The organism is Mycobacterium tuberculosis complex sp. N0072, assembly GCF_030323725.1.
In the GTDB taxonomy this organism is placed as follows: Bacteria; Actinomycetota; Actinomycetes; order Mycobacteriales; family Mycobacteriaceae; genus Mycobacterium; species Mycobacterium tuberculosis.
Window position 1 is genome coordinate 1770599 of record NZ_CP040689.1, and the last position, 21791, is coordinate 1792389.

Genomic DNA, 21791 nt, shown 5'->3' on the forward strand with positions numbered 1-21791 from the left:
TGGTGTATGTCGCGCACCAACATCGACATCGATGACGAACTTGCCGCCGAGGTCATGCGCAGGTTCGGTCTGACCACCAAGAGGGCGGCGGTCGACCTTGCCCTACGACGGTTGGTCGGGTCGCCGTTGAGCCGTGAGTTTCTGCTCGGGCTGGAAGGCGTCGGCTGGGAAGGCGACCTGGATGACTTGCGAAGCGATCGCCCAGACTGATCTCGATGATCCTCATCGACACATCGGCCTGGGTGGAGTACTTCCGTGCCACCGGATCAATCGCCGCTGTCGAAGTACGCCGGCTGCTGTCCGAAGAAGCAGCGCGAATCGCTATGTGTGAGCCCATTGCGATGGAAATCTTGAGTGGCGCGCTCGACGACAACACCCACACGACGCTAGAGCGGCTCGTGAATGGCTTGCCGTCGTTGAACGTTGATGACGCGATTGACTTTCGTGCTGCCGCGGGTATCTATCGCGCCGCCCGGCGCGCCGGCGAAACGGTTCGAAGCATCAACGACTGCCTCATAGCGGCGCTCGCGATCCGCCACGGTGCGCGTATCGTCCACCGTGACGCCGACTTTGATGTGATTGCCCGGATTACCAACCTGCAGGCCGCATCGTTTCGGTGAGCATGCCGCCCCAGCATCAGGCCGGCTCCGCAGCCCGCAGTATCGCAAGCGAATACGCTGCTAGCTCGGTGGAATTATCGCCGATAATCGGCGACTCCCAGGCCAGCACCAGCTCACCGCTGACCGGCACGCAGGTTGGCTCGGCACCAAGGTTGCAGGCGATCATCAGCTGGCCGCGGCGCATCACAACCCAGCGTTGCTGCTCGTCGTAGTCGACCATAAGGTGGTCCAGCCAGGGGTCCGCAAGGTCGGCCTCGTTGTGCCGCAAAGCGATCAGATCGCGATAAAACCGGTGCAACCTGGCGTGTTCGCCGGAGCCGGCTTCGGCCCAGTTCAGCTTGCAGCGCTGGAATGTCTGCGGGTCCTGCGGGTCCGGAATGTCGTCCGCGGCCCAGCCATGTTCGGCGAACTCCTCCTTGCGTCCTGCCACGGTGCTATGGGCCAGTTCCGGTTCGGGATGTGAGCAAAAGAACTGAAACGGGCTGGAGGCCCCCCACTCTTCGCCCATGAAAAGCATTGCGGTATAGGGAGATCCAAGGGTCAACGCCGCCTTGATCGCGAGCTGGCCACCGGTCAGGTATTGCGATGGGCGGTCGCCGAGAGCGCGGTTGCCGACTTGGTCGTGGGTGCAGGTGTAGGCGAGCAGCCTGGTGGCCGGGATCGCAGAAGTGTCCAATGCACGCCCGTGCCGACGACGCCGGAACGACGAATACGTGCCGGCGTGGAAGTAGCCGTTGCGCAGCGTGTACGCGAGAGTGGCCAGCGAGCCGAAATCCGCATAGTAGCCTTGCCGCTCACCGGATACCGCGGTATGGATGGCGTGATGGATGTCGTCATTCCATTGGGCGGTGATCCCGTAGCCGCCATGGCTGGGCCGGGTGATCAGCCGCGGGTCGTTTCGGTCGGTTTCGGCGATCAGCGACAACGGACGGCCCAACTGGCCTGACAGCCAGCGGGTCGCGTTGGCAAGCTCCTCGAGGACATGCACGGCGGTGGTGTCCACCAGTGCATGCACGGCGTCCAACCGCAAGCCGTCGGCGTGGAAGTCGCGCATCCATCGCAGCGCGCAGTCGATGATATAGTGGCGAACCTCGTCGGAGTCGGCGCCGGCGATATTGATGCCGTCCCCCCACGGGTTGCTGGCCGACGACAGGTACGGGCCGAATCGCGGCAGGTAGTTGCCCGATGGGCCGAGATGGTTGAACACCGCGTCGATCAACACGCCCAAACGACGGGCATGGCATGCGTCGATGAACCGGACCAGACCGTCGGGGCCGCCGTAGGGTTCGTGCACGCTGTACCACAGCACCGTCATATCCCCAACCGCGGGTTCCGGCAAAGGAATTGACCGGCATCAGCTCGACGAAGTCGATTCCGAGATCGACCAGGTAATCCAGCTTTTCGATGGCGGCGTCGAACGTGCCAGCCGTGGTGAACGTGCCGATGTGCAACTCGTAGATCACCGCGCCCTCGACCGACCGCCCCGGCCAGCCAGTGTCGGTCCGGGCAGCACCAAACTGGCCGGGCGGCTCCCACCGCTGGGAGCGTGCGTGCACCCCGTCGGGTTGGCGGGCCGATCGCGGGTCGGGTAGCACGGTGGGGTCGTCGTCGAGTAGGTATCCGTAGCGGGCGTCCGCCGGCGCCGCCACCGTCGTGTGCCACCAGCCGTCGGCTGAGCGGGTCATCGCATGTACCGCACCGTTCACGTCGAGCCGGACCAGCGCGGGTTTGGGTGCCCATACTCGGAATTCAGGCATTGTCGCGCACCAGCAGCACCACAGGCAGATCCGCGAACAGCTCGACGGCCGGCGTGTGCCCACTGGCCGTGAATCCGGTGAGGGCATCTGTCCACGACCCGTCGGGTAGGGGCAGTACGGTGTGGTCCCAGCCGGTTTGCTGCAGGCGCACCGTCCAGCGGGTCACCGCGACCAGGATGTCGTCACCGCGGCGGAACGCAACGACGTGGTCGGCGGCCGGCCCGGCGGCGAACACCGGATGGTATGCGCCGCCCAGGAAGCTCTCCGGATGGGTGCGCCGCAGTCGAAGCGCCGCGGCCAACACCCGAATCTTAGGGTGCTGCAAGGCTTTCAGAGCGACACGCCGGGTGCCGTAGTCGACGGGACGGCGGTTGTCCGGGTCGACCAGGCTGTCGTCCCACAGTTCGCTGCCCTGGTAGACGTCGGGTACGCCAGGCACGGTCAACGCGAGCAGCTTAGCGGCCAGCGCGTCGCTTTCGGCATGCGAGTTGAGGTGGGCCACAAGTCCGGTCAGCTCGGACGCCAGCGGTCCGTCGAGCACCAGATCAAGCCAGCCGTGCACGTCGTCCTCGAACGCCCGGTTCGGGTTGTGCCACGAGGTGTGCCATGCCGCCTCCCGGATCGCCTTCTCGGCGTAAGTGTGCAGCCGGCCGCGCAGCGCGGCGCTGACCTCTCCACTCACTGGCCACACTCCGAAGACGTTCTGCCACAGAAACTGTCCAGTCACGGCATCAGGGGCGGGCGCAATGGCTTGGGCGTGGCCGATGAACTTGGCCCACAGCCACGGCACTTGGGACAGCACGCCGATGCGGGCACGCACGTCCTCGCCGCGTTTGGTGTCGTGGGTGGACAGTGTCGTCATGGACCGTGGCCACAACCGAGCACGGGTGGCGGCCCGGTGATGAAACTCCGCGGCGCCCACACCAAACCGGCGCGGTTCTCCGCCCACTTCATTGAGTGACACCAGCCGGGCATCACGGTAGAACATACAGTCTTCGACGGCCTTGGCGCTCACCGCGCCGCACAGTTGTTGCAGGCGTACGGCTGGTTCGCCACCGCGGGCCACAGCTGCGGCAATCAGCTGCAGTCCAGGTGCCAATTGTGGTGTTGTCGAATGGGTTTCAGCCAACGCGCAGGGTAGGACGGCGGCTTGGCCGGGGTAATCACAGCGATAGCGTCCGATGTGGCGCAGCAGTGCAGCCACCGCCGCGGGCAACAGCGGATGATCGGCGCCGGCCGCCGCCGCGATGCATCGCCGCAATCGGCGAAGCTCACTGGCCAACGTATGGACGGCCGCGTGCACCTTGAGGTCGGCCAACATCGCCGGCATCTCCTGATAGTCCACACCGGCCGATTCGACCAGCGCTGTCAGTGGTGACTCTCCTTGGGGGTCAACGAGGACGCCACCTATTTCGCGCAGCACGTCATAGCCGGTGGAGCCGTCCACTGGCAGCGTGGGCTCTAACGCCTCGTCGACCGCCAGGATTTTTTCGACCACGATCCAGGCGTTCGGGCCGAGCAGTTCGCGCAGCTGGGCCAAGTATCCGCTGGGATCGGATAGTCCGTCGAGGTGGTCGACGCGCACGCCGTCGACGAGTCCTTCGGTGAACCAGCGAGCGACCTCTGCGTGGCTGGCGTCGAACACAGCGCGGTCTTCCTGGCGCAGGCCGGCCAACGAGGTGATCGAGAAGAAACGGCGGTAGCCGCACAGCCCGTGCCGCCATCCGACCAGCCGATAGTGCTGGCGGTCGTGCACAGCGGGGCCGGTGCCGTCCCCGCTGCCGGGGGCGACGGGCAGCGCCAGGTCGCCCAGCCGCAGCAGGTCGCCGTCGACTCTGAGGTTGGCAACGTCGCTGTCGGAGCCCAATAGCGGCAGGATGATCCGGCCATCACCTAGCTCCCAGTCGATGTCGAAGAACTCGGCATACGCCGAGGACCGGCCGAACTTCAAGACATCCCACCACCACGCGTTCTGCTCGGGCTTGCCGACGCCGACATGGCTGGGCACGATGTCGACGATCAGGCCCATGCCCCGCGACCGCGCCGCCGCGGATAACCGCGCTAGGCCGTCAGAGCCACCAAGCTCGGGTGACACCGTCGTCGGATCGGTGACGTCATAGCCGTGGGTCGACCCGCCGACCGCCGTCAAAATGGGGGACAGGTACAGATGCGATACCCCGAGGTCGTCGAGGTAGTCCAGCAGGTTCTCGGCATCGGCGAAGGTGAACCCGAATCCGTTCGACCGACCGCGCATCTGCACCCGGTAAGTGGAAATAACCGGAAATGCCATATTTCACAACGTCTTACGCAGGACCAGCAGCGAGCGCGCAGGTACCGAAAACGTGTCAGTGGCGGTTACCGTCAGGTCGATGTCACCGACGGGATCGTTGGTATCCAGCTCTCCGGTCCACTGCTGCGCATAGCCGTCATGCGGCATCACGAACTCCACGTCGTGGTCATGGGCGTTGAAGCACAACAGGAATGAATCGTCGACTACTCGCTCACCACGGGCGTCCGGTGCGGTAATGGCTTCACCGTTGAGAAACACCGCAACACACCTGTCGAAGCCTCTGCCCCAATCCTCGTGCGTCATCTCCCGACCGCTCGGTGTCAACCAGGCGATATCGCGGACTTCGTCGCCACTGCGGATCGGTTCACCCTCAAAGAACCGGCGTCGGCGAAACACCTTGTGGTTCTTGCGCAAGGTCGTCGCCTTGCGTGCGAAAGCTAGCAGATCGGCATTCTTGTCCACCAATGACCAATCCATCCAAGATAATTCGGAGTCCTGGCAGTAGACGTTGTTGTTGCCGTATTGGGTGCGCCCAATCTCGTCGCCATGGGCGATCATCGGCGTGCCCTGGCTGACCATAAGCGTGGCCCACATGTTGCGCATCTGGCGGGCACGCAGCGCCAAGATGTCGGGGTCATCGGTGGGGCCCTCGACACCGCAGTTCCACGATCGGTTGTAGCTTTCCCCGTCGCGGTTGTTCTCGCCATTGGCCTCGTTGTGCTTGTCGTTGTACGAGACCAGGTCGTTGAGTGTGAACCCGTCGTGGGCGGTGACGAAATTGATACTGGCACTGGGCCGGCGGCCGGTTGCTTCGTAGAGGTCCGACGACCCGGTCAGCCGGGAGGCGAATTCGCCTAGGGTGGCCGGCTCGCCTCGCCAGTAGTCGCGCACGGTGTCGCGGTACTTGCCGTTCCATTCCGTCCACAGTCCTGGGAAGTTGCCAACCTGGTAGCCACCTTCGCCGACATCCCATGGCTCGGCGATCAGCTTGACCTGACTGACCACCGGATCTTGTTGCACCAGATCGAAGAATGCCGACAGCCGGTCGACGTCGTGCAGCTCGCGGGCCAGCGTGGACGCCAGGTCGAACCGGAACCCGTCGACGTGCATTTCGATCACCCAGTAGCGCAGCGAATCCATGATCAGCTGCAGGGTGTGTGGGTGGCGGGCATTGAGGCTGTTGCCGGTACCGGTGAAGTCCTTGTAGAACCTCAAGTCGTGGTCCATCAGTCGGTAGTAGGCGGTGTTGTCGATTCCGCGAAAGTTGATCGTCGGACCCAAGTGGTTGCCTTCAGCGGTGTGGTTGTAGACGACGTCGAGGATGACCTCGATGCCGGCTTCGTGCAGGCTGCGCACCATGGTTTTGAACTCGGCTACCGCGCTGCCGGCTTGCCGGGTCGACGCGTATTGATGGTGCGGGGCGAAGAATCCGAAGGTGTTGTAACCCCAGTAGTTTCGCAAGCCGAGGTCCAGCAGCCGGGAGTCGTGTAGGAACTGGTGCACCGGCATCAACTCAACGGCGGTGACGTTGAGCTCGTTGAGGTGGTCGATGATCACCGGGTGGGCCAGGCCGGCGTAGGTGCCCCGGAGTTCGGGCGGGATACTGGGATGGGTCTGTGTCATGCCTTTGACATGCGCTTCGTAGATTACGGTCTCGTGGTACGGGGTGCGCGGCGACCGGTCGTATGCCCAGTCGAAGAACGGATTGATCACGACGCTGGTCATAGTGTGGCCCAGCGAGTCGACCATCGGGGGAGTGCTGTCCGGGTCGACGGCGTTGACGTCATAGGAATACAGCGCCTGCCCGAAGGTGAAATCGCCGTGGAACGACTTCCCATACGGGTCGAGCAGCAGCTTGCTGGGGTCACACCGATGGCCGGCCGCCGGGTCGAACGGCCCGTGCACACGAAACCCGTAGCGCTGGCCGGGGGTGATGTTCGGCAGATAGGCATGCCAGACGTACCCGTCCACCTCGTCAAGCGGGATCCGCGACTCGACGCCGTCCTCGTCGATCAGACATAGCTCGACCTTCTCGGCGATCTCGGAGAACAACGAAAAGTTGGTCCCGGCGCCGTCGTAGGTGGCTCCAAGCGGATAGGCGTTGCCCGGCCACACCGTGGGTAGAGCGGGCCCGGTCCCGTCGGACTCCCCGGCGTTGTTCGACGACATCACACGACCTTATCCAGGTTCTCCGGCGGGTGTAGGCGTCACCACCAGTCGGTGTTCGCCGCGATTTGCCGACCGAGCTCGCTGGTCATCGTCCGCATGTAGGTGGGGGTCAGGTGATGACTGTCGCGGTACACCAGAACATTTCCCTCGACCGCGCGGCAGGTGTCGGTCCGGCATATCGCGTCGGACATATCGAGTGGCTTAAGCAGCGGGAACCGCGCAACGAAGTCGAGGGTTGGATTCCGATCGACCAGCACCTTGGACCGCGCGATCCCACACGACTGCGGATTGCCGCCTTTGGCCAGGCAGTCCGCAGGGATGAACGGTTGGCCGTCCTTGACCAGCCAAGGGGTATCCCGCATCGCGAGAACGGGAATGTTGTTGTCGGCGAACGTTTGCCAGATCCCGACATAGGTTGCTGGCATCACATCGCCGGGTTTGATGTTCCACGGTCGAGTCGAGGTTGTGAAAACGTAGTCGGGGTGGTCAGCGACCAACTTGGCCATCGCCGCTTGCACCCACTGGTGACACTGCGGATAGGGAGCGTTATTGCCCATGATCAGCGGGACTTCCTCGGTGGACAACGGGCAACCCATTTTGAGGTACGTCACCACCTTGAAGTGGTGCATGCGACCCAGCAGATCCAGTGCGGTCAGCCAGTGTTCGGCGTGTGAACCCCCGGCCAGTGCGATGGTCCGGGGTGCGTCCACATCGCCGTAGGTGCAGTTGATGATCGCCGGGTTGACGAAGTCGCTGATGCAGCCGTCCTTGGTCGAGGTCGGCAGGTCGTGACGGACTTCCAGGACGGTTGGGCGCATCCGCAGCTTGGGCACCCGGACGTGGTCGATCAGGGCCCGCGCCCCGGGATAGTCGCGGGAGCTCAACCCGCTCAACTCTTTGCCGGCGGCGCGCTGGACGATGACGTGCTCACGCCACGTGAACGAGGTCGCGGTAAGAGCGACGCCAAGCAGTGCCACCACAGATCCCAGCACGATCGTTGGCCGACGCAGCCGCAGCCGCCAGGGAATCGGCGGGACCGCCGCCGGCGATCTCACGCCGGCGGGTGCCCGATAGCGTAATGGGTCTTCGACAAGCCGGGTGGTCAGGTATGCCAGCAACCCGGATACCAGCAGGACTGCCGCGCCTTCGACAAAGTTGGCGTGCCGGTGCCCGGTGTAGGAGAGCCAGAAGATGAGCAGCGGCCAATGCCACAGATACCAGGAATAGGCCATCGCGCCCAGCGCCACCAACGGAGCGGTGGCTAGCAGGCGATTGGGCAGTGGCAGCCGGTCGCGGGTACCGGGATGGCCCTGCCGGTTGGCTCCGGCAAGGATCATCAGCATCGTGGCTCCGACGGGTACCAGCGCCCACGGCCCTGGAAATTCCTTGACACCGTCGATCAGGGCGCCGCACGACAGTATCGCCGCCAGCGCGGCGGTGGCCACCGCGGTGCGCAGCCACATCGGCCAGCGCACATGGGGCACCACAGCGCCGACCAGTGCTCCCGCCAACAACTCCCAGGCCCGCGCGAAGGTGTTGTAGTAAGCGGTCGCCTGGTAGGCGTGATGCGCAACGATGGCATAGATGAATGAGGCCAACGTCAACGTGCTCAATAACACCACAAACATCGTCCGCAGGTACGGGGCCCGCGGGCCCCGAAACAGTCTGCGCAGCAAGTAGGCGCACCCGGCAACAAGCAGCAGGAAAGCGAGATAGAACTGACCCTGCACCGACATAGACCAGATGTGCTGCAAGGGGCTCACCGCTTCACCGGCTCGCAGATAGTTGGAGACCGTGCTAGCCAGCTCCCAATTCTGGTAATACCCCAAGCTGGCCAGGCTCTGGTTGGCAAACGCTTCCCACCGCGTCTGCGGTTGTATTGCGATGGTGAGCAGCGCGCAGCCGGCGAGGACCACAACCAGTGCCGGGAGCAGCCGGCGGATGAGTCGGATCACTTCGGCTATAGGCGAGAGTGACAGATCCGGGTTGAGGGCGGCGCGAAGTATTTTCCCGCCAAAGAAGAAGCCGGACAGCGCCAGGAACACGTCTACTCCGCCGGAAACCCGGCCGAACCAAACGTGGAACACTGCCACCAGGGCGATCGCGACACCGCGCAATCCGTCCAGGTCGTGCCGGTAAAAGCCGGTCGTACGGGTCCCCATGGTAACCGGGGGCAAGGCCGGCTCCGGGGTCAAGGCCGGTGGGCGAGGCGGCGACAGGGTCAACATGGTTGACAGTTAATTTACCCAAACCAGCCTCCTGCTTCGCGCGCTGAGCAGCGGGAAGCAGGAGGCGGGTTTGGGAGGCGAGAAAGCAAGCGGGACCGTTAGCGTGAGCGCGCGGTGCCGAAGGGAGGCGGCTGGACGGGCGCTTGCTGGACGGGCGCTTGCTGGACCGGCGCCTGTTGGACCGGCGCCTGTTGGACGGGCGCCTGTTGGACGGGCGCTTGCTGGACGGGCGCTTGCTGGACCGGCGCTGGCTGGACCGGCGCCTGTTGGACGGGCGTCGGCTGGGTCCCGAGAACCCGGACCAGGTAAGGCGTCATGCCGTTGGTGCGCACCGGCGAAACCTGGACGACGTCGCCCACCTCCAGCATCTGGCCCTTCCCGAGGTATAACGCGACGCTTTGCGTGCCTTCGGGGCCGTAGAAGATCAGGTCGCCCTTGCGCGCTTGCTGCGGCAGGACCTTTTGCCCAACCTTGTACATCTGGCCGGAAGAACGCGGCAGCTTTAGCCCGGCACCGGCATAGGCGTACTGGATCAAACCGGAGGCGTCGAACCCGACGGTGTTGATGCCGGTACCGGTGCCGCGCGTGGGGCCGCTGATGCCGCCGCCGGCCCAGGAGAACGGCACGCCGCGCTGCGACAGCCCGCGCGCGATCACGACGTCGGTGATCTGTTGATAATCCACCGGCCGCGTGGCCGGGTCTGCGGCCGCAAGACCGGGCGCGGCCACCATCGGGGCGAGCATCATTGCCAGACCGATCGCGAAGGAGCCGCTTTTCATGCTGCGTTTCATGGGGTTGTAACCTCCTTGGCACTCTCGGGTGGTGTGTGCCTCAGCACGTGACTTCACCGTCTGCCATTCCAGCCGGAAGTCACTTTATTCACACCAATCACTACAGACACTTTGACAACAGATGCCGGCCGCGTCCATAGCTGGCCAGATCCACCAGAAGTCTTTTTGCCGTAACGTGACCGGACGGTGACTGCCGCGCTCAATCTTTGATCGGCAGTTGTGATTTCAGTCACGCGCGATTAATGCCAATAGCGTTCGCTGAATCCCGCTATCGCGTAGCCCGCGATGGAGGTGACGGTGATGACGGCGATCGAGATGATCGGCCAGAAGGACATGTACCAGCCCTTCAACATGGAAACGAAGGGGCCGATGACGGCTGTGGCGATGGCCGCACCGATCCCTCCCCACATCACCGGGTAGATGTAATAGTTGACGCCGAACGGTACCAGCGGGCAAGCATCCGGCGGGCACACGTTGTCGGTGAAGGCGAAGAGCCGTGATGGCCAGCTAGTCATCGTGACCATGACCAGAAATACTGCCAATATCGCTACGGTACATACCACGTCCCAGGGCGCTATCCGCAGCGTGAGTACCCGTGGGGGTGTCCGCTCGTCGGGCTCGTCTAGAGCCGACCGGGATTCGGTGCCAGCATCGGGCTGAGTGTCTTCAGGCTGATTCGGCGGTGCCATGCATGCATGCTCCCCGATGGCAGAGGTTTTGGCGACCGTTACTGGGATGGGCCGTGGCGTGGCTGCATTACCCTCGATCTCCATGGCTGCGGCGACTGGCGGGTTGACGCCCGAGCAGATCATCGCGGTCGATGGCGCCCATCTGTGGCACCCTTACAGCTCCATCGGCAGGGAAGCCGTGTCGCCGGTGGTGGCCGTCGCCGCCCACGGAGCGTGGTTGACGCTGATTCGCGACGGCCAGCCGATCGAGGTGCTCGACGCGATGAGCTCCTGGTGGACCGCGATCCACGGGCACGGCCACCCCGCTCTGGACCAGGCGTTAACCACCCAGTTGCGGGTGATGAACCACGTCATGTTCGGGGGGCTGACTCACGAGCCGGCGGCCCGGCTGGCGAAGCTGCTGGTCGACATCACCCCGGCGGGTCTCGACACGGTGTTCTTCAGCGACTCCGGCTCGGTGTCGGTGGAAGTCGCGGCCAAGATGGCGCTGCAGTACTGGCGCGGCCGCGGCCTGCCCGGCAAGCGACGGCTCATGACCTGGCGCGGCGGCTATCACGGCGACACCTTCCTGGCTATGAGCATCTGCGACCCGCACGGCGGCATGCACTCGCTGTGGACCGACGTCCTGGCCGCCCAAGTGTTCGCGCCACAAGTGCCACGGGACTACGATCCCGCCTACAGCGCGGCGTTCGAGGCGCAGCTGGCGCAGCACGCCGGCGAGCTGGCCGCGGTGGTCGTGGAGCCGGTCGTGCAGGGTGCGGGCGGTATGCGTTTTCACGACCCGCGCTATCTGCACGACCTGCGGGACATCTGCCGCCGTTACGAGGTGCTGCTGATCTTCGATGAGATCGCCACCGGCTTCGGCCGCACCGGCGCGTTGTTCGCCGCCGACCACGCCGGGGTGAGCCCGGACATCATGTGTGTCGGCAAGGCGCTCACCGGCGGCTACCTCAGCTTGGCCGCCACCTTGTGCACCGCCGACGTCGCGCACACCATCAGCGCCGGTGCGGCCGGGGCGCTGATGCACGGCCCCACCTTCATGGCCAATCCGCTGGCCTGTGCGGTCTCGGTGGCCAGTGTGGAGCTGCTGCTCGGCCAGGACTGGCGCACGCGCATCACCGAACTGGCCGCCGGGCTGACCGCCGGCCTGGATACCGCCCGGGCGCTGCCCGCCGTCACCGATGTGCGGGTGTGCGGCGCGATCGGCGTCATCGAATGCGACCGACCGGTCGACCTGGCCGTCGCGACTCCCGCGGCGCTGGATCGAGGCGTGTGGCTGCGCCCGTTTCGCAACCTGGTCTACGCCATGCCGCCCTATATCTGCACACCGGCCGAGATCACGCAGATCACCTCGGCGATGGTCGAGGTCGCACGGCTCGTAGGCTCACTGCCATGAAAGCCGCCACGCAGGCACGGATCGACGATTCACCGTTGGCCTGGTTGGACGCGGTGCAGCGGCAGCGCCACGAGGCCGGACTGCGGCGCTGCCTGCGGCCGCGTCCCGCGGTCGCCACCGAGCTGGACTTGGCCTCCAACGACTATCTCGGTCTGTCCCGACATCCCGCCGTCATCGACGGCGGCGTCCAGGCGCTGCGGATCTGGGGCGCCGGCGCCACCGGGTCGCGCCTGGTTACCGGCGACACCAAGCTGCACCAGCAATTCGAGGCCGAGCTCGCCGAGTTCGTCGGCGCTGCCGCGGGATTGCTGTTCTCCTCTGGCTACACGGCCAACCTGGGCGCCGTGGTCGGCCTGTCCGGCCCGGGTTCCCTGCTGGTGTCCGACGCCCGTTCGCATGCGTCGTTGGTGGATGCCTGTCGGCTGTCGCGGGCGCGGGTTGTGGTGACGCCGCACCGCGACGTCGACGCCGTGGACGCCGCGCTGCGATCGCGCGACGAGCAGCGCGCCGTCGTCGTCACCGACTCGGTGTTCAGCGCCGACGGCTCGCTGGCGCCGGTTCGGGAGTTGCTTGAGGTCTGCCGGCGTCATGGTGCGCTGCTTCTGGTGGACGAGGCGCACGGCCTGGGTGTGCGTGGCGGCGGACGCGGGCTGCTCTACGAGTTAGGTCTAGCGGGTGCGCCCGACGTGGTGATGACCACCACGCTGTCCAAGGCGCTGGGCAGCCAGGGTGGTGTGGTGCTCGGGCCGACGCCGGTGCGGGCCCATCTGATCGATGCTGCCCGGCCGTTCATCTTCGACACCGGTCTGGCGCCGGCGGCGGTGGGTGCCGCACGGGCCGCGCTGCGCGTCTTGCAGGCCGAGCCGTGGCGACCGCAGGCGGTGCTCAACCACGCTGGTGAACTTGCGCGGATGTGCGGTGTGGCTGCGGTGCCGGACTCGGCGATGGTGTCGGTGATCCTGGGCGAGCCGGAGTCGGCAGTGGCCGCCGCGGCGGCCTGCCTGGACGCCGGGGTCAAGGTGGGCTGCTTCCGGCCGCCGACGGTGCCCGCGGGTACGTCGCGGCTGCGGCTGACCGCGCGCGCATCGCTGAACGCCGGCGAGCTCGAGCTGGCCCGGCGGGTGCTGACGGATGTTCTCGCCGTGGCGCGCCGTTGACGATCCTGGTCGTCACCGGGACCGGCACGGGGGTCGGCAAGACGGTCGTCTGCGCGGCGCTGGCGTCGGCCGCACGTCAGGCCGGCATCGACGTGGCGGTGTGCAAGCCCGTTCAGACCGGCACCGCCCGCGGTGACGACGACCTCGCCGAGGTCGGCCGGTTGGCCGGGGTGACCCAGCTGGCCGGCTTGGCGCGATATCCGCAGCCGATGGCCCCGGCCGCCGCCGCCGAACACGCCGGGATGGCGTTGCCCGCCCGCGATCAGATCGTGCGGCTGATCGCAGACCTGGACCGTCCCGGGCGGTTGACCCTCGTCGAGGGGGCGGGCGGGCTGCTGGTCGAACTCGCCGAGCCGGGCGTCACGCTGCGCGATGTCGCCGTCGACGTGGCCGCCGCGGCTTTGGTGGTGGTCACCGCGGACCTGGGCACCCTCAACCACACCAAGTTGACGTTGGAAGCGCTTGCTGCACAACAGGTTTCATGTGCAGGGCTGGTGATCGGCAGCTGGCCGGACCCGCCCGGGTTGGTGGCAGCCTCGAATCGGTCCGCGCTGGCGCGCATTGCTACGGTGCGGGCCGCTCTGCCCGCCGGGGCCGCGTCGCTGGATGCCGGGGACTTCGCGGCGATGAGCGCGGCGGCGTTCGACCGCAACTGGGTTGCCGGGCTGGTCGGCTGATGGTGCATTCGATCGAGCTGGTCTTCGACAGCGATACCGAGGCGGCGATCCGGCGCATCTGGGCGGGGTTGGCCGCCGCCGGCATACCCAGCCAGGCGCCGGCCAGCCGTCCGCACGTGTCGCTGGCGGTGGCCGAACGGATCGCCCCGGAGGTCGATGAGCCGCTGGGTGCGGTTGCCCGTCGGCTGCCGCTGGACTGCGTGATCGGCGCGCCGGTGCTGTTCGGGCGGGCCAATGTCGTGTTCACCCGGCTGGTGGTGCCGACCAGCGAGCTTTTGGCCCTGCATGCCGAGGTGCACCGGCTCTGCGGCCCGCACCTGGCGCCCGCGCCGATGGCCAACAGCCTGCCCGGTCAGTGGACCGCCCATGTCACCCTGGCCCGACGGGTCGGTGGTCACCAATTGGGGCGGGCGCTGCGCATTGCGGGACGGCCGTCGCGGATTGACGGTCGGTTCGCCGGCTTGCGCCGCTGGGACGGCAACACGCGTGCCGAGTACCTGCTGGGGTGAGGCGGGCCCAAAAAGCTTGATGGCGAAGGGGTTTGATCGCAACTTCGTCTTAATGGCCAGCTCGCGGGTTCGGGCGGGTGCTGGCCAGGTGGCGAGGACGCACGTCGATGTGGGGATGTCCAAAGATCTTCGCGGGCGGCGATTCTCACGGATCGTCGTGGTTGTCCTCGTCGTTGTGGCGTAGCAGCTTCTCGTGGTGGTGGAAGGTGTTGGTGCGGGGTTGGCCGTGGACTGCTGAAGAACATTCCACGCCAGGAGATCAACCATGACCACCACACCAGCACGTTTCAACCACTTGGTGACGGTAACCGACCTGGAAACCGGTGACCGCGCCGTCTGCGACCGCGACCAGGTGGCCGAGACGATCCGGGCGTGGTTCCCGGACGCGCCCTTGGAGGTGAGGGAAGCGCTCGTTCGGCTGCAGGCCGCGTTGAATCGGCACGAGCACACCGGCGAGCTCGAAGCGTTCCTGCGGATCAGCGTCGAGCACGCCGACGCCGCCGGCGGCGACGAGTGCGGCCCGGCGATCCTGGCCGGCCGCTCCGGGCCGGAACAAGCCGCCATCAACCGGCAACTCGGACTCGCCGGCGACGACGAGCCCGACGGCGACGACACCCCGCCGTGGAGCCGGATGATCGGGCTTGGCGGCGGAAGCCCAGCGGAAGACGAGCGCTGACGGTGAACACCGCGGCAACAGGACGCTGGGCGGTCCCACGGGCGGGGCATGGATAGCTTCCGGCCCATGGGCCGGAAGCTATCTCGGAGAAACAAATGGCGCCGCTGGCCGCCGGATCGCGGAGCTGGAGCGGCCGAAAGCCAAGCAGCGGCAGCGCGAGGGGCAGGATCATGGCCGCCAGGCTCGATATTCTGGTTTGGGGCCCATGGGCTACAAACCAGAATCAGAGCGTCATTCGACGAAAACAGACACTGCTATCGGCGCAGCCCTCGGCATCTCCGCCGGCACCTACCGGCGGCTCAAACGAATCGACAACGCAACCCACAGCGACGACAAAGAAATCCGCCGGTTCGCGGAGAAACAAATGGCGCCGCTGGTCGCCGGATCGCCGAGCTGGAACGCCCGAAAGCCAAGGAGCGCCAACGCGAGGGTGGTCGCCTCGGTGCATCGATCACCAATGCCGGCTTTGGTCCCATGGAACCAAAGCCGTCTCAGCGCCACACTGACAAGGAGGTAGGCGCAGCCCTCGGCATCTCCGCCGGCACCTACAAGCGGCTCAAACGAATCGACAACGCAACCCGCAGCGACGACAAAGAAATCCGCCTGTTCGCGGAGAAACAAATGGCGCCGCTGGCCGCCGGATCGCCGAGCTGGAACGGCCGAAAGCCAAGCAGCGGCAACAGGAAGGCGGCGACCATGGCCGCCAGGCTCGATATTCTGGCTTGGGGCCCATGGGCCCCAAGCCAGAATCGGAGCGTCGTTCGACGAAAACAGACACTGCTATCGGCGCAGCCCTCGGCATCTCCGCCGGCACCTACCGGCGGCTCAAACGAATCGACAACGCAACCCGCAGCGAGTTGGCGGCGTGGGCGGCCCGGCACCCCTAAGCAGAGGCCGCCCACGCCTGGCCCTATCCTACCTACGCGGTAGTCTCCACCTTCAGAACTCGAAACGCGTTGCGCACCAGCACATCTGATCCGACCCTGAACCAGGCGAAGAATCCGCGCTGCCCGGTCGGCCGGCGATTCGGCCCGAACAGGTGAGGCACCAACTCCACCATGGACCCAACTCTGTCGACGATGAGGAATTGCTTCCAGTCGCCAAGCACCAGTGGATGATTCGTCGCTGTCACCGCCGAATCAACGGTGTCCATGTGGGAGACTTCCAGGACAGACTTCCCGGCTAGCATCGGCGGACTGTCGTGCAGCGATGGGAATTTCAGCGCGCCATTCGAAGTTTCCGCCTGCCGCAACGTGTTGATGGTGGACAAGTTCGCCGCGAACGCGGCGCTGGCCTGGAACCTTGGCGGCAGCGCCGACTGCAACGCGTAAACATCCGCCGCCACAATCGCTTCTGACCCCGCGCCGACGACCACCTGATCGGAGGTGCCGGTTAGCGCGCTGACGAACCCGGTGGGCTCGCCGTTGCCGGAGCCGTTGACGAACGCCGCGGCCTGCAGTTGCTCAACGCTGTCCGCGAGAATCTTGCCGATCTCGCCAACGAAGCTCGCCGCGTCACCCTCCAGCTCGATGGAGAACGGAATCCAGCAGCTTCCACGGTAGTTCGGCACCGCCGGCTGGGCCAACGCTGGCGAATCGTCGGACACCTCCTGGGCTTCGGAGTACCAACGAGCTTCGGCGCCTTCGGAAGTCACGCCCCGCCAAATCTCGGAGGTCGTTTGCACCACCCTCGCCACCTGCCGAATCGGGTTCGTCGACCCATCACCCGACAGCAGGATCGCCGGGTCCAGCGCCGCCGGGATCAGAAACCCGCCTTGGGTGTCCACCAGGCCCATCGCTCGCTGCTCGGCGGCCACCGCGGCAGCCTCACGCCACGCGGCCGCTTCCCGGTCGGTCCAAACCGTGTGCCCCGCAACAGGATTGGAAACCCGCTTGACGAACGCGCCCAAATAGTCGCGGCTGCCGGTGGCCGCCAGCCAGCGCTGCGCCCACGAGGTGGACTGCGGCGGCCCGGTGCGGCACAAGGTTTCCGCGGTCTCCGCCGCCCGCGACGACATCAGGCCGTCTCGCACACAAGAATCCAGTGTGCGAAACGCGGTGTCCCGCAACGAGTTGCCCGGCGGCGCGTCGCCGTCGTCGCCGCCGGTGGGAGCGCCGGGCACCACCCTCAGCTCACCGGCCCGGTAGCGGCGCAGCGCCTCCTCGGCTTCGCGGCCGCGGCGGCGCTGCTCCGCCCGCAGTTCCTCGGCGTGGCGCGTCAGCGCCTGAAAACGCTGCGCCGCCTCACCGGTCAGGTCGCCGGCGACACTGTCGAGGAGCTGCTTCGCCGCGTCACGGGTTTCAGGTAAAGAGAGGTTTTTGATGTCGTCGAATTCGGTCATAGATTGTTCACCAATCGAGTAGGGACAGCCAGGCTTCGGCTGTCGAACGGGAAACGACTGTAAGCGATTCCGCGCGCACCCCGGCGATTTGTGCCCCCGAATAGGCCGGAACGCCGGTTAGGGAAACCTCTAACAGCGCCGCTTCGACGCGCACCAGCACATCCCCTTCGCGACGGTCCCGGATCGGTCGGAAACCCACCGAAAACGAGTCGACGACACCAGCTTTTACGTTCGCCAAAGCCTCGTCGCCGTCCGGGGTGTCCGCAATCTCGAACGCCCCGAACAAGCCGTGAGGCTCCTCCCGCAACTCAACGGCCCGGCCCACCGGGTAGCGGGTTCGAGCGTCGTGAGAGACCAGCAGCTTCAATTTGTGGCCGCGCTCGGCGATGGAGCGCCGAAAAGCGCCAGGAGCGAACATTTCCTGGAACTCGCCGTCGAAGTCGCGGACGGTGGTCGCCTCGTTGTAGGGCACGATGGTGCCGTGCACGGTTCGGCCTTCGCCAGACCGCAGCTCGGCCATGCGGAAAAGGATGCTACTCAAAATTCGGCCACCACCTAGCAGACGCAAGAAACGCGCGGAATCGCTTGTGGCGCATGGCGGCCGCTATCCGGGTTCCAGCCGCCCCGCGGCGACTGCCCGGCGTCAGCGGATGCCGAGATGCCAAACTCGATTGTATCACACACAAAAGGTCATCACCGGTCCGGGGCAAACGGGTTGAGCCCGTCGCCGTCGTCGCCCGGCGCCACCGCCAGTCGCTGCTCGGCGGCCGGGGTCAGGCCAAACTCGGAGGCCAAGCGCAGCAGATGCATGCGCGCCGTCTCCGCAACCGTCACCGCCGGGTTCCGGTGCACGACACCGGATTTCGGTGAGGTAATTGTGAGGCCTTCGGCGCGGACCCGCTGAACCGCCGCGACGTAGACGGACCAGGTCTCGCAGTACGCGGACAGGAGCGCCCGATCCTCAGGTTTGAGCAGGTCAAGCCGCTCCAAAGTCGGTGCGACGCGCCGCCATTCGGCCAGCGCCTCGGCGTCGAGCCAGTCCGGGGCATCCGGTGCCTGACGGATAAACTTCGGCGACTCGGGGACTTTCCGGCCGCCGGAATCGCGGCCGGGGGAGCGGCCCTCAACCAGTTTGAGCCGGGCCGGTTTCGGTGGTCTTGGCATCGGTCCTCCCATCAATTTTTAGTCTAGGTAATGAGCGTGCATGCGCGCCGGCACCGTGGCGGTGTCCGGGCTGGGCCTGGTCACGATGGCGACCCCGCCCCCTGGTCGTCGTCCTGCTCGATAGGTCGGGCGTCTCGCAGCGGGTCGTTGCCGGGATACGACGCGTGGAAGGCAAGCCAGTCACGATCGGCATGGACAAGAACATTGCCTCCGGCTTCGAGGTAGGCGTTCTCGGTGTCGCCGCGGAGGATAAGTGTTCCGTCTTTCGCGAAGGATTCGAGTGCTTCGACCGCCGCATCGGGTGAGCAACCCGTCTGCGAGCAGACAACCTGGACTGCCAGCTCGTGCATCAGTTGTCGTTCGTCGTTGGTCAGGGGCCGGTTGATCGGGGTCACTGGTCGACCTCTATGGTGTCGTCGGTGCTGTCGGCGACACCTTCGGCGATTAGGAACGGGCACGGCTTACCGACGTCGACGGGACAGTTCGCGCGCTTCCATTTGTTGTCGGCGACACCCATGACGGGTTCGCCGGTCTGCAGGTTCGGCAGGATGATGTACGGCACGGCGTCACCACAGCGTTTGCAGGTCGCCATACCGACATCGGCGTTGAAAGCCATGTCGGCGATTCGTCGCCGCAGTTCGGCGTGGTCGGGGGTTTCAGCCATGGCTTGTGTCCTTTCAAGCAGGGTTGGTAAGTGCGGTTCTGGCGGCATTGAGCTGCTGTTGCAGTATCGGGCATCCGGTTGGGGCGTCGGGGTGCAGCACTTTGGATAAAGCCCTGTACACGGCGGGTGTCCGCTGGGGTCCGACCGCCCGGAACAACGCTTTGGCCCAGTCGGTGCACTGCTGTTGCGCCGGGTCGGCGGGTCCGGTGACGGTGTGGCCGTGGTAGCGCAGCTCGGCGGCCAGCAGTGGGGTCCAGTCAGCGTCGATGAACCAGCAGCGGGTGTGCGCGGACCAGGAGCGGGCATAGGCGGGGATCGTGGACTTGATCAACGACACGATCGCAGAGTCGTAGGCGAATCGGACGCTGTGCCGACCGCCGGATGCCGGGGTGATCGCGACAGCGGTCATGCGGCACCGCCGGTGTTTGCTGGTTTGGCGGTACAGTCCGCCCGGTGGCGGCCGTGAACGGCCAGGTAGGTACCGCATCCTGGGCAGAACGGCACGGCAGGCCGTGACGCATGTGACGTTTGCGCGGTATAACCGCCATACGTGCGCGCGCGTAGGCGAACCTGGAAATGCGTCACATGCGTCACGTTAGGTGTGCTAATCATCGAAATCATCGGCCCCTCTCACCGCTATTCCGGCCCGCCAACGACCATCACGGGCCTTGTCAGTGACCGGGTATCCGTGGGTGTCGAGCGACTGGCCGAACGCTTTGCGCGAGATTTCGGGTACGCCTTCTTGCACCCGCCACCTTTGCCACGCCTCGAACAGATGCGTAGTAGTGGCTTTCAGCACCGGCGAGCTGGTGACGCATTCGTCGTCGATGAACCTCTTTATCGTGTCGGAGTCCTCGCGGTAATTCGACGTTGCCGCGAGCACCGCGTCCGGCTGGGATAGTCCGATTCGCTGATAGTCGCTCCATCCGGCCACCGCCCAGGACAGGATGCTGTCGGCCTCCAACTGCAACCGTGCGTCCAGTTCCCGGTCCTGCTCGTCGGCAGGAATCACTACTTCAAACGGCACCACTCGAATTCGCCGCCAGATGGCCGTATCATCGCCGGGCACTCTCGGTAGGTGGTTGGTGATGAGCAGTGGGGTATGTGACGGCGTGAATTCCACGAAGTCTTGCCGCATCTTTCGGGCGCGGATGGTGTCGCCGCCAGTCAGCCGTTTTATCGTTGATTCGGCCAGCCGGCGATCTTTTTCGCTCTCGGATACCGCTACCCATCGCACGCCGCGGAGGTCCATTTCGCCTGTTGGGTGAGCGTTTTCCCGGTGCATGAAAAGGTCAGGCTCAGCGGTGCAGGCATAATCGCCAAGGGCATAGCGAATCGCCTTGTCGAACACAGATTTTCCGTTGGCACCTACACCGATAAGAATCGCCAGGACATGTTCGCGGACGGTGCCTAGTAGGCCGACGCCGGCCAGGCGTTGCACGAACCCGCGCACACCTTCATCGGGCAGAACGCGGGTCAAGAACGCTTGCCAGAGAGGCGATTCGGTGTCGGACTGGTAGGCACCGCGGCATATCTTTGTGATGCGGTCAGCGGGCGCGTGGGGCCGCAATTTGAGCGTGTGCAGGTCCAGCGTCCCATTCGCGACGTTGAGCAAGTGCGGGTCGCTGTCGAGGTCGGCTACCGTCGCGGCGAATGGTACCAGTGCGGCGGCCAGGTCGAGCACGCCGGCCACGCCGGACGCCGATTCGCATTTTCGGACGTCGGCGCGTAATTCCTTGTCGTTGAGGCTGTCTGAGAGCGCTTGGCGCAGCTCTGCCAGCACTGCACGTTTGGCTTCGCCGCGGTCGTCGGCTGCCCAGCGTCTGCCGTCCCAGGAGTGCCAGCCGATCCCGGCCACGTGCAGCAGCTTGTCCTGGTAACGTTCGGCTAGCCGGTAGGCGATTCGGGCTTGGCCGCGATGAACTTGCGTCGGTTTGCCACCGTCGTCGATGAGCACGTGCCCGTCCCGGTCGATCCAGGGGGCGTCGGGATAGTCGGTGCCGTAGGGGATGTCGGCCATCACGCCACCCCCGCCCGCGGGATGTACACGCCGCGCCGTCGGACGATCTCGCGGGCGATGCCGGGCCAGTCGGCGGCCGCAGATACGTCACGTGACGCCTGCGCCATCGCCTCCTGGCACGTCTCTACCCTCAGAGCCCAGTGCCGGGCTGCGTCGCAGATCGCGGCCCATTTGCGAGGATCGGCGTCGTCGAGCTGACGCCAGGCCGGTGTGCCGGCCATCGGCCACGACCCGGCAGCATCCAGGACCGGCGCGACATGCTCGTGCACCGACCACCACGACACGGCGCGTGACGCGGTAGGATCGGCGCTAGACGGTGTGGCGACTGTCGCGGGTGCCCGGTCCTCCGTGGCCGGGCATCGTCGCGTCGGCGGCGACCCGCCGGCGCCGGCGGTCATCGGGCACCGCCTGACCGCCGCACGGGGCGCAGCAGCTCGGCCAGCCGGGTGCGCTGCTCGTCAGTCAGGGGCGGCGCTGCGGCGAGGGTGCGGATGAGGTAGTCCGCGATGTTCGCGGCAACGAGATCGGTTTTCGCGGCGATGAACTCGGGATCGTCGGATGCGCGGGAACGAGACAGTGCGGCTACGCGGCCGCGATGATGGTAGATGGTCGACACGTGCGACTCCTTGGGGACACCAAAACC

General features: G+C 65.8%; 23 protein-coding genes and 1 pseudogene. 8 read left to right on the forward strand and 16 right to left on the reverse strand.

The window, feature by feature from the left end; genetic code table 11:
- The first annotated feature begins 6 nt into the window (after positions 1 to 6).
- Both FF952_RS08295 and vapc11 read left to right on the forward strand, forming a co-directional pair.
- Entirely contained in the window at positions 7 to 210 is a 204-nt protein-coding gene (locus FF952_RS08295; RefSeq protein WP_009935474.1) for a type II toxin-antitoxin system VapB family antitoxin, read from the forward strand.
- Positions 211 to 215: 5 nt separating this feature from the next.
- Positions 216 to 620 (forward strand): type II toxin-antitoxin system toxin ribonuclease VapC11, encoded by a 405-nt coding sequence (vapc11, locus tag FF952_RS08300; protein WP_003407786.1) that lies wholly within the window; start codon positions 216 to 218, stop codon positions 618 to 620.
- 16 nt (positions 621 to 636) lie between these two features.
- Here vapc11 and treZ read toward each other — a convergent pair.
- The 6 genes and pseudogenes from treZ to FF952_RS08330 all read right to left on the reverse strand — a co-directional run bounded on the left by treZ (position 637) and on the right by FF952_RS08330 (position 10544).
- Positions 637 to 2377, reverse strand: a pseudogene (gene treZ / locus FF952_RS08305) (malto-oligosyltrehalose trehalohydrolase).
- The gene (treY, locus tag FF952_RS08310) at positions 2370 to 4667 is read right to left on the reverse strand and encodes a malto-oligosyltrehalose synthase (RefSeq protein ID WP_003407790.1); all 2298 of its coding nucleotides are present in this window, start codon (positions 4665 to 4667) and stop codon (positions 2370 to 2372) included. The pseudogene treZ and the gene treY overlap by 8 nt, the downstream one beginning before the upstream one ends.
- A 3-nt stretch (positions 4668 to 4670) precedes the next feature.
- Positions 4671 to 6836: a glycogen debranching protein GlgX gene (gene glgX / locus FF952_RS08315; protein WP_003898930.1), complete on the reverse strand. Its 2166-nt coding sequence runs from the start codon at positions 6834 to 6836 to the stop codon at positions 4671 to 4673.
- A gap of 38 nt (positions 6837 to 6874) precedes the next feature.
- Positions 6875 to 9064: an acetyltransferase SucT gene (gene sucT, locus FF952_RS08320; protein ID WP_003407794.1), complete on the reverse strand. Its 2190-nt coding sequence runs from the start codon at positions 9062 to 9064 to the stop codon at positions 6875 to 6877.
- Between the two features lie 98 nt (positions 9065 to 9162).
- Entirely contained in the window at positions 9163 to 9855 is a 693-nt protein-coding gene (gene ripD / locus FF952_RS08325; RefSeq protein ID WP_003407798.1) for an NlpC/P60 family peptidoglycan-binding protein RipD, read from the reverse strand.
- 239 nt (positions 9856 to 10094) lie between these two features.
- Positions 10095 to 10544: a hypothetical protein gene (locus tag FF952_RS08330; RefSeq protein ID WP_003911567.1), complete on the reverse strand. Its 450-nt coding sequence runs from the start codon at positions 10542 to 10544 to the stop codon at positions 10095 to 10097.
- An 82-nt stretch (positions 10545 to 10626) separates the two neighbouring features.
- Between FF952_RS08330 and FF952_RS08335 the strand changes: the two genes are divergently transcribed.
- The 6 genes from FF952_RS08335 to FF952_RS08360 all read left to right on the forward strand — a co-directional run bounded on the left by FF952_RS08335 (position 10627) and on the right by FF952_RS08360 (position 15476).
- Positions 10627 to 11940 carry an adenosylmethionine--8-amino-7-oxononanoate transaminase gene (locus FF952_RS08335; RefSeq protein ID WP_003407803.1) on the forward strand — a complete coding sequence of 438 codons (1314 nt, stop codon included), beginning with the start codon at positions 10627 to 10629 and terminating at the stop codon, positions 11938 to 11940.
- Positions 11937 to 13097: an 8-amino-7-oxononanoate synthase gene (locus FF952_RS08340; protein ID WP_003407805.1), complete on the forward strand. Its 1161-nt coding sequence runs from the start codon at positions 11937 to 11939 to the stop codon at positions 13095 to 13097. Before FF952_RS08335 ends, FF952_RS08340 begins: the two co-directional genes overlap by 4 nt.
- A complete protein-coding gene (bioD, locus tag FF952_RS08345; protein ID WP_003407806.1) occupies positions 13094 to 13774 on the forward strand; it encodes a dethiobiotin synthase in 681 nt (226 codons plus the stop codon). The genes FF952_RS08340 and bioD overlap by 4 nt, the downstream gene beginning before the upstream one ends.
- The gene (locus tag FF952_RS08350; RefSeq protein WP_003407809.1) at positions 13774 to 14283 is read left to right on the forward strand and encodes a 2'-5' RNA ligase family protein; all 510 of its coding nucleotides are present in this window, start codon (positions 13774 to 13776) and stop codon (positions 14281 to 14283) included. Before bioD ends, FF952_RS08350 begins: the two co-directional genes overlap by 1 nt.
- A 265-nt stretch (positions 14284 to 14548) precedes the next feature.
- Positions 14549 to 14959 (forward strand): hypothetical protein, encoded by a 411-nt coding sequence (locus tag FF952_RS08355; protein ID WP_003904648.1) that lies wholly within the window; start codon positions 14549 to 14551, stop codon positions 14957 to 14959.
- The gene (locus tag FF952_RS08360) at positions 14925 to 15476 is read left to right on the forward strand and encodes a hypothetical protein (protein WP_144080268.1); all 552 of its coding nucleotides are present in this window, start codon (positions 14925 to 14927) and stop codon (positions 15474 to 15476) included. The genes FF952_RS08355 and FF952_RS08360 overlap by 35 nt, the downstream gene beginning before the upstream one ends.
- A gap of 28 nt (positions 15477 to 15504) precedes the next feature.
- Here FF952_RS08360 and FF952_RS08365 read toward each other — a convergent pair whose 3' ends face one another.
- The 10 genes from FF952_RS08365 to FF952_RS08410 all read right to left on the reverse strand — a co-directional run bounded on the left by FF952_RS08365 (position 15505) and on the right by FF952_RS08410 (position 21764).
- Positions 15505 to 15657, reverse strand: a complete 153-nt coding sequence (locus tag FF952_RS08365) for a hypothetical protein (protein WP_017351282.1) — start codon at positions 15655 to 15657, stop codon at positions 15505 to 15507.
- A 221-nt stretch (positions 15658 to 15878) separates the two neighbouring features.
- A complete protein-coding gene (locus FF952_RS08370; RefSeq protein WP_003908713.1) occupies positions 15879 to 17300 on the reverse strand; it encodes a phage major capsid protein in 1422 nt (473 codons plus the stop codon).
- A gap of 7 nt (positions 17301 to 17307) precedes the next feature.
- Positions 17308 to 17841 (reverse strand): HK97 family phage prohead protease, encoded by a 534-nt coding sequence (locus FF952_RS08375; RefSeq protein ID WP_003914984.1) that lies wholly within the window; start codon positions 17839 to 17841, stop codon positions 17308 to 17310.
- A gap of 152 nt (positions 17842 to 17993) precedes the next feature.
- Positions 17994 to 18464, reverse strand: coding sequence for a phage terminase small subunit P27 family (locus tag FF952_RS08380; protein ID WP_003900701.1), 471 nt, complete (start codon positions 18462 to 18464; stop codon positions 17994 to 17996).
- Positions 18465 to 18544: 80 nt separating this feature from the next.
- Positions 18545 to 18859: a hypothetical protein gene (locus FF952_RS08385; RefSeq protein WP_003900700.1), complete on the reverse strand. Its 315-nt coding sequence runs from the start codon at positions 18857 to 18859 to the stop codon at positions 18545 to 18547.
- On the reverse strand, positions 18856 to 19128 hold the full coding sequence (locus FF952_RS08390; protein ID WP_003900699.1) for a hypothetical protein: 273 nt from the start codon (positions 19126 to 19128) through the stop codon (positions 18856 to 18858). The genes FF952_RS08385 and FF952_RS08390 overlap by 4 nt, the downstream gene beginning before the upstream one ends.
- A gap of 13 nt (positions 19129 to 19141) precedes the next feature.
- On the reverse strand, positions 19142 to 19537 hold the full coding sequence (locus tag FF952_RS08395; RefSeq protein WP_003900698.1) for a hypothetical protein: 396 nt from the start codon (positions 19535 to 19537) through the stop codon (positions 19142 to 19144).
- A gap of 195 nt (positions 19538 to 19732) precedes the next feature.
- Positions 19733 to 21148 carry a phage/plasmid primase, P4 family gene (locus tag FF952_RS08400; RefSeq protein ID WP_003903975.1) on the reverse strand — a complete coding sequence of 472 codons (1416 nt, stop codon included), beginning with the start codon at positions 21146 to 21148 and terminating at the stop codon, positions 19733 to 19735.
- Positions 21148 to 21546, reverse strand: a complete 399-nt coding sequence (locus FF952_RS08405; RefSeq protein ID WP_003900695.1) for a DUF2742 domain-containing protein — start codon at positions 21544 to 21546, stop codon at positions 21148 to 21150. The genes FF952_RS08400 and FF952_RS08405 overlap by 1 nt, the downstream gene beginning before the upstream one ends.
- Positions 21543 to 21764: a hypothetical protein gene (locus tag FF952_RS08410; RefSeq protein ID WP_003900694.1), complete on the reverse strand. Its 222-nt coding sequence runs from the start codon at positions 21762 to 21764 to the stop codon at positions 21543 to 21545. The genes FF952_RS08405 and FF952_RS08410 overlap by 4 nt, the downstream gene beginning before the upstream one ends.
- Positions 21765 to 21791: the final 27 nt, after the last annotated feature.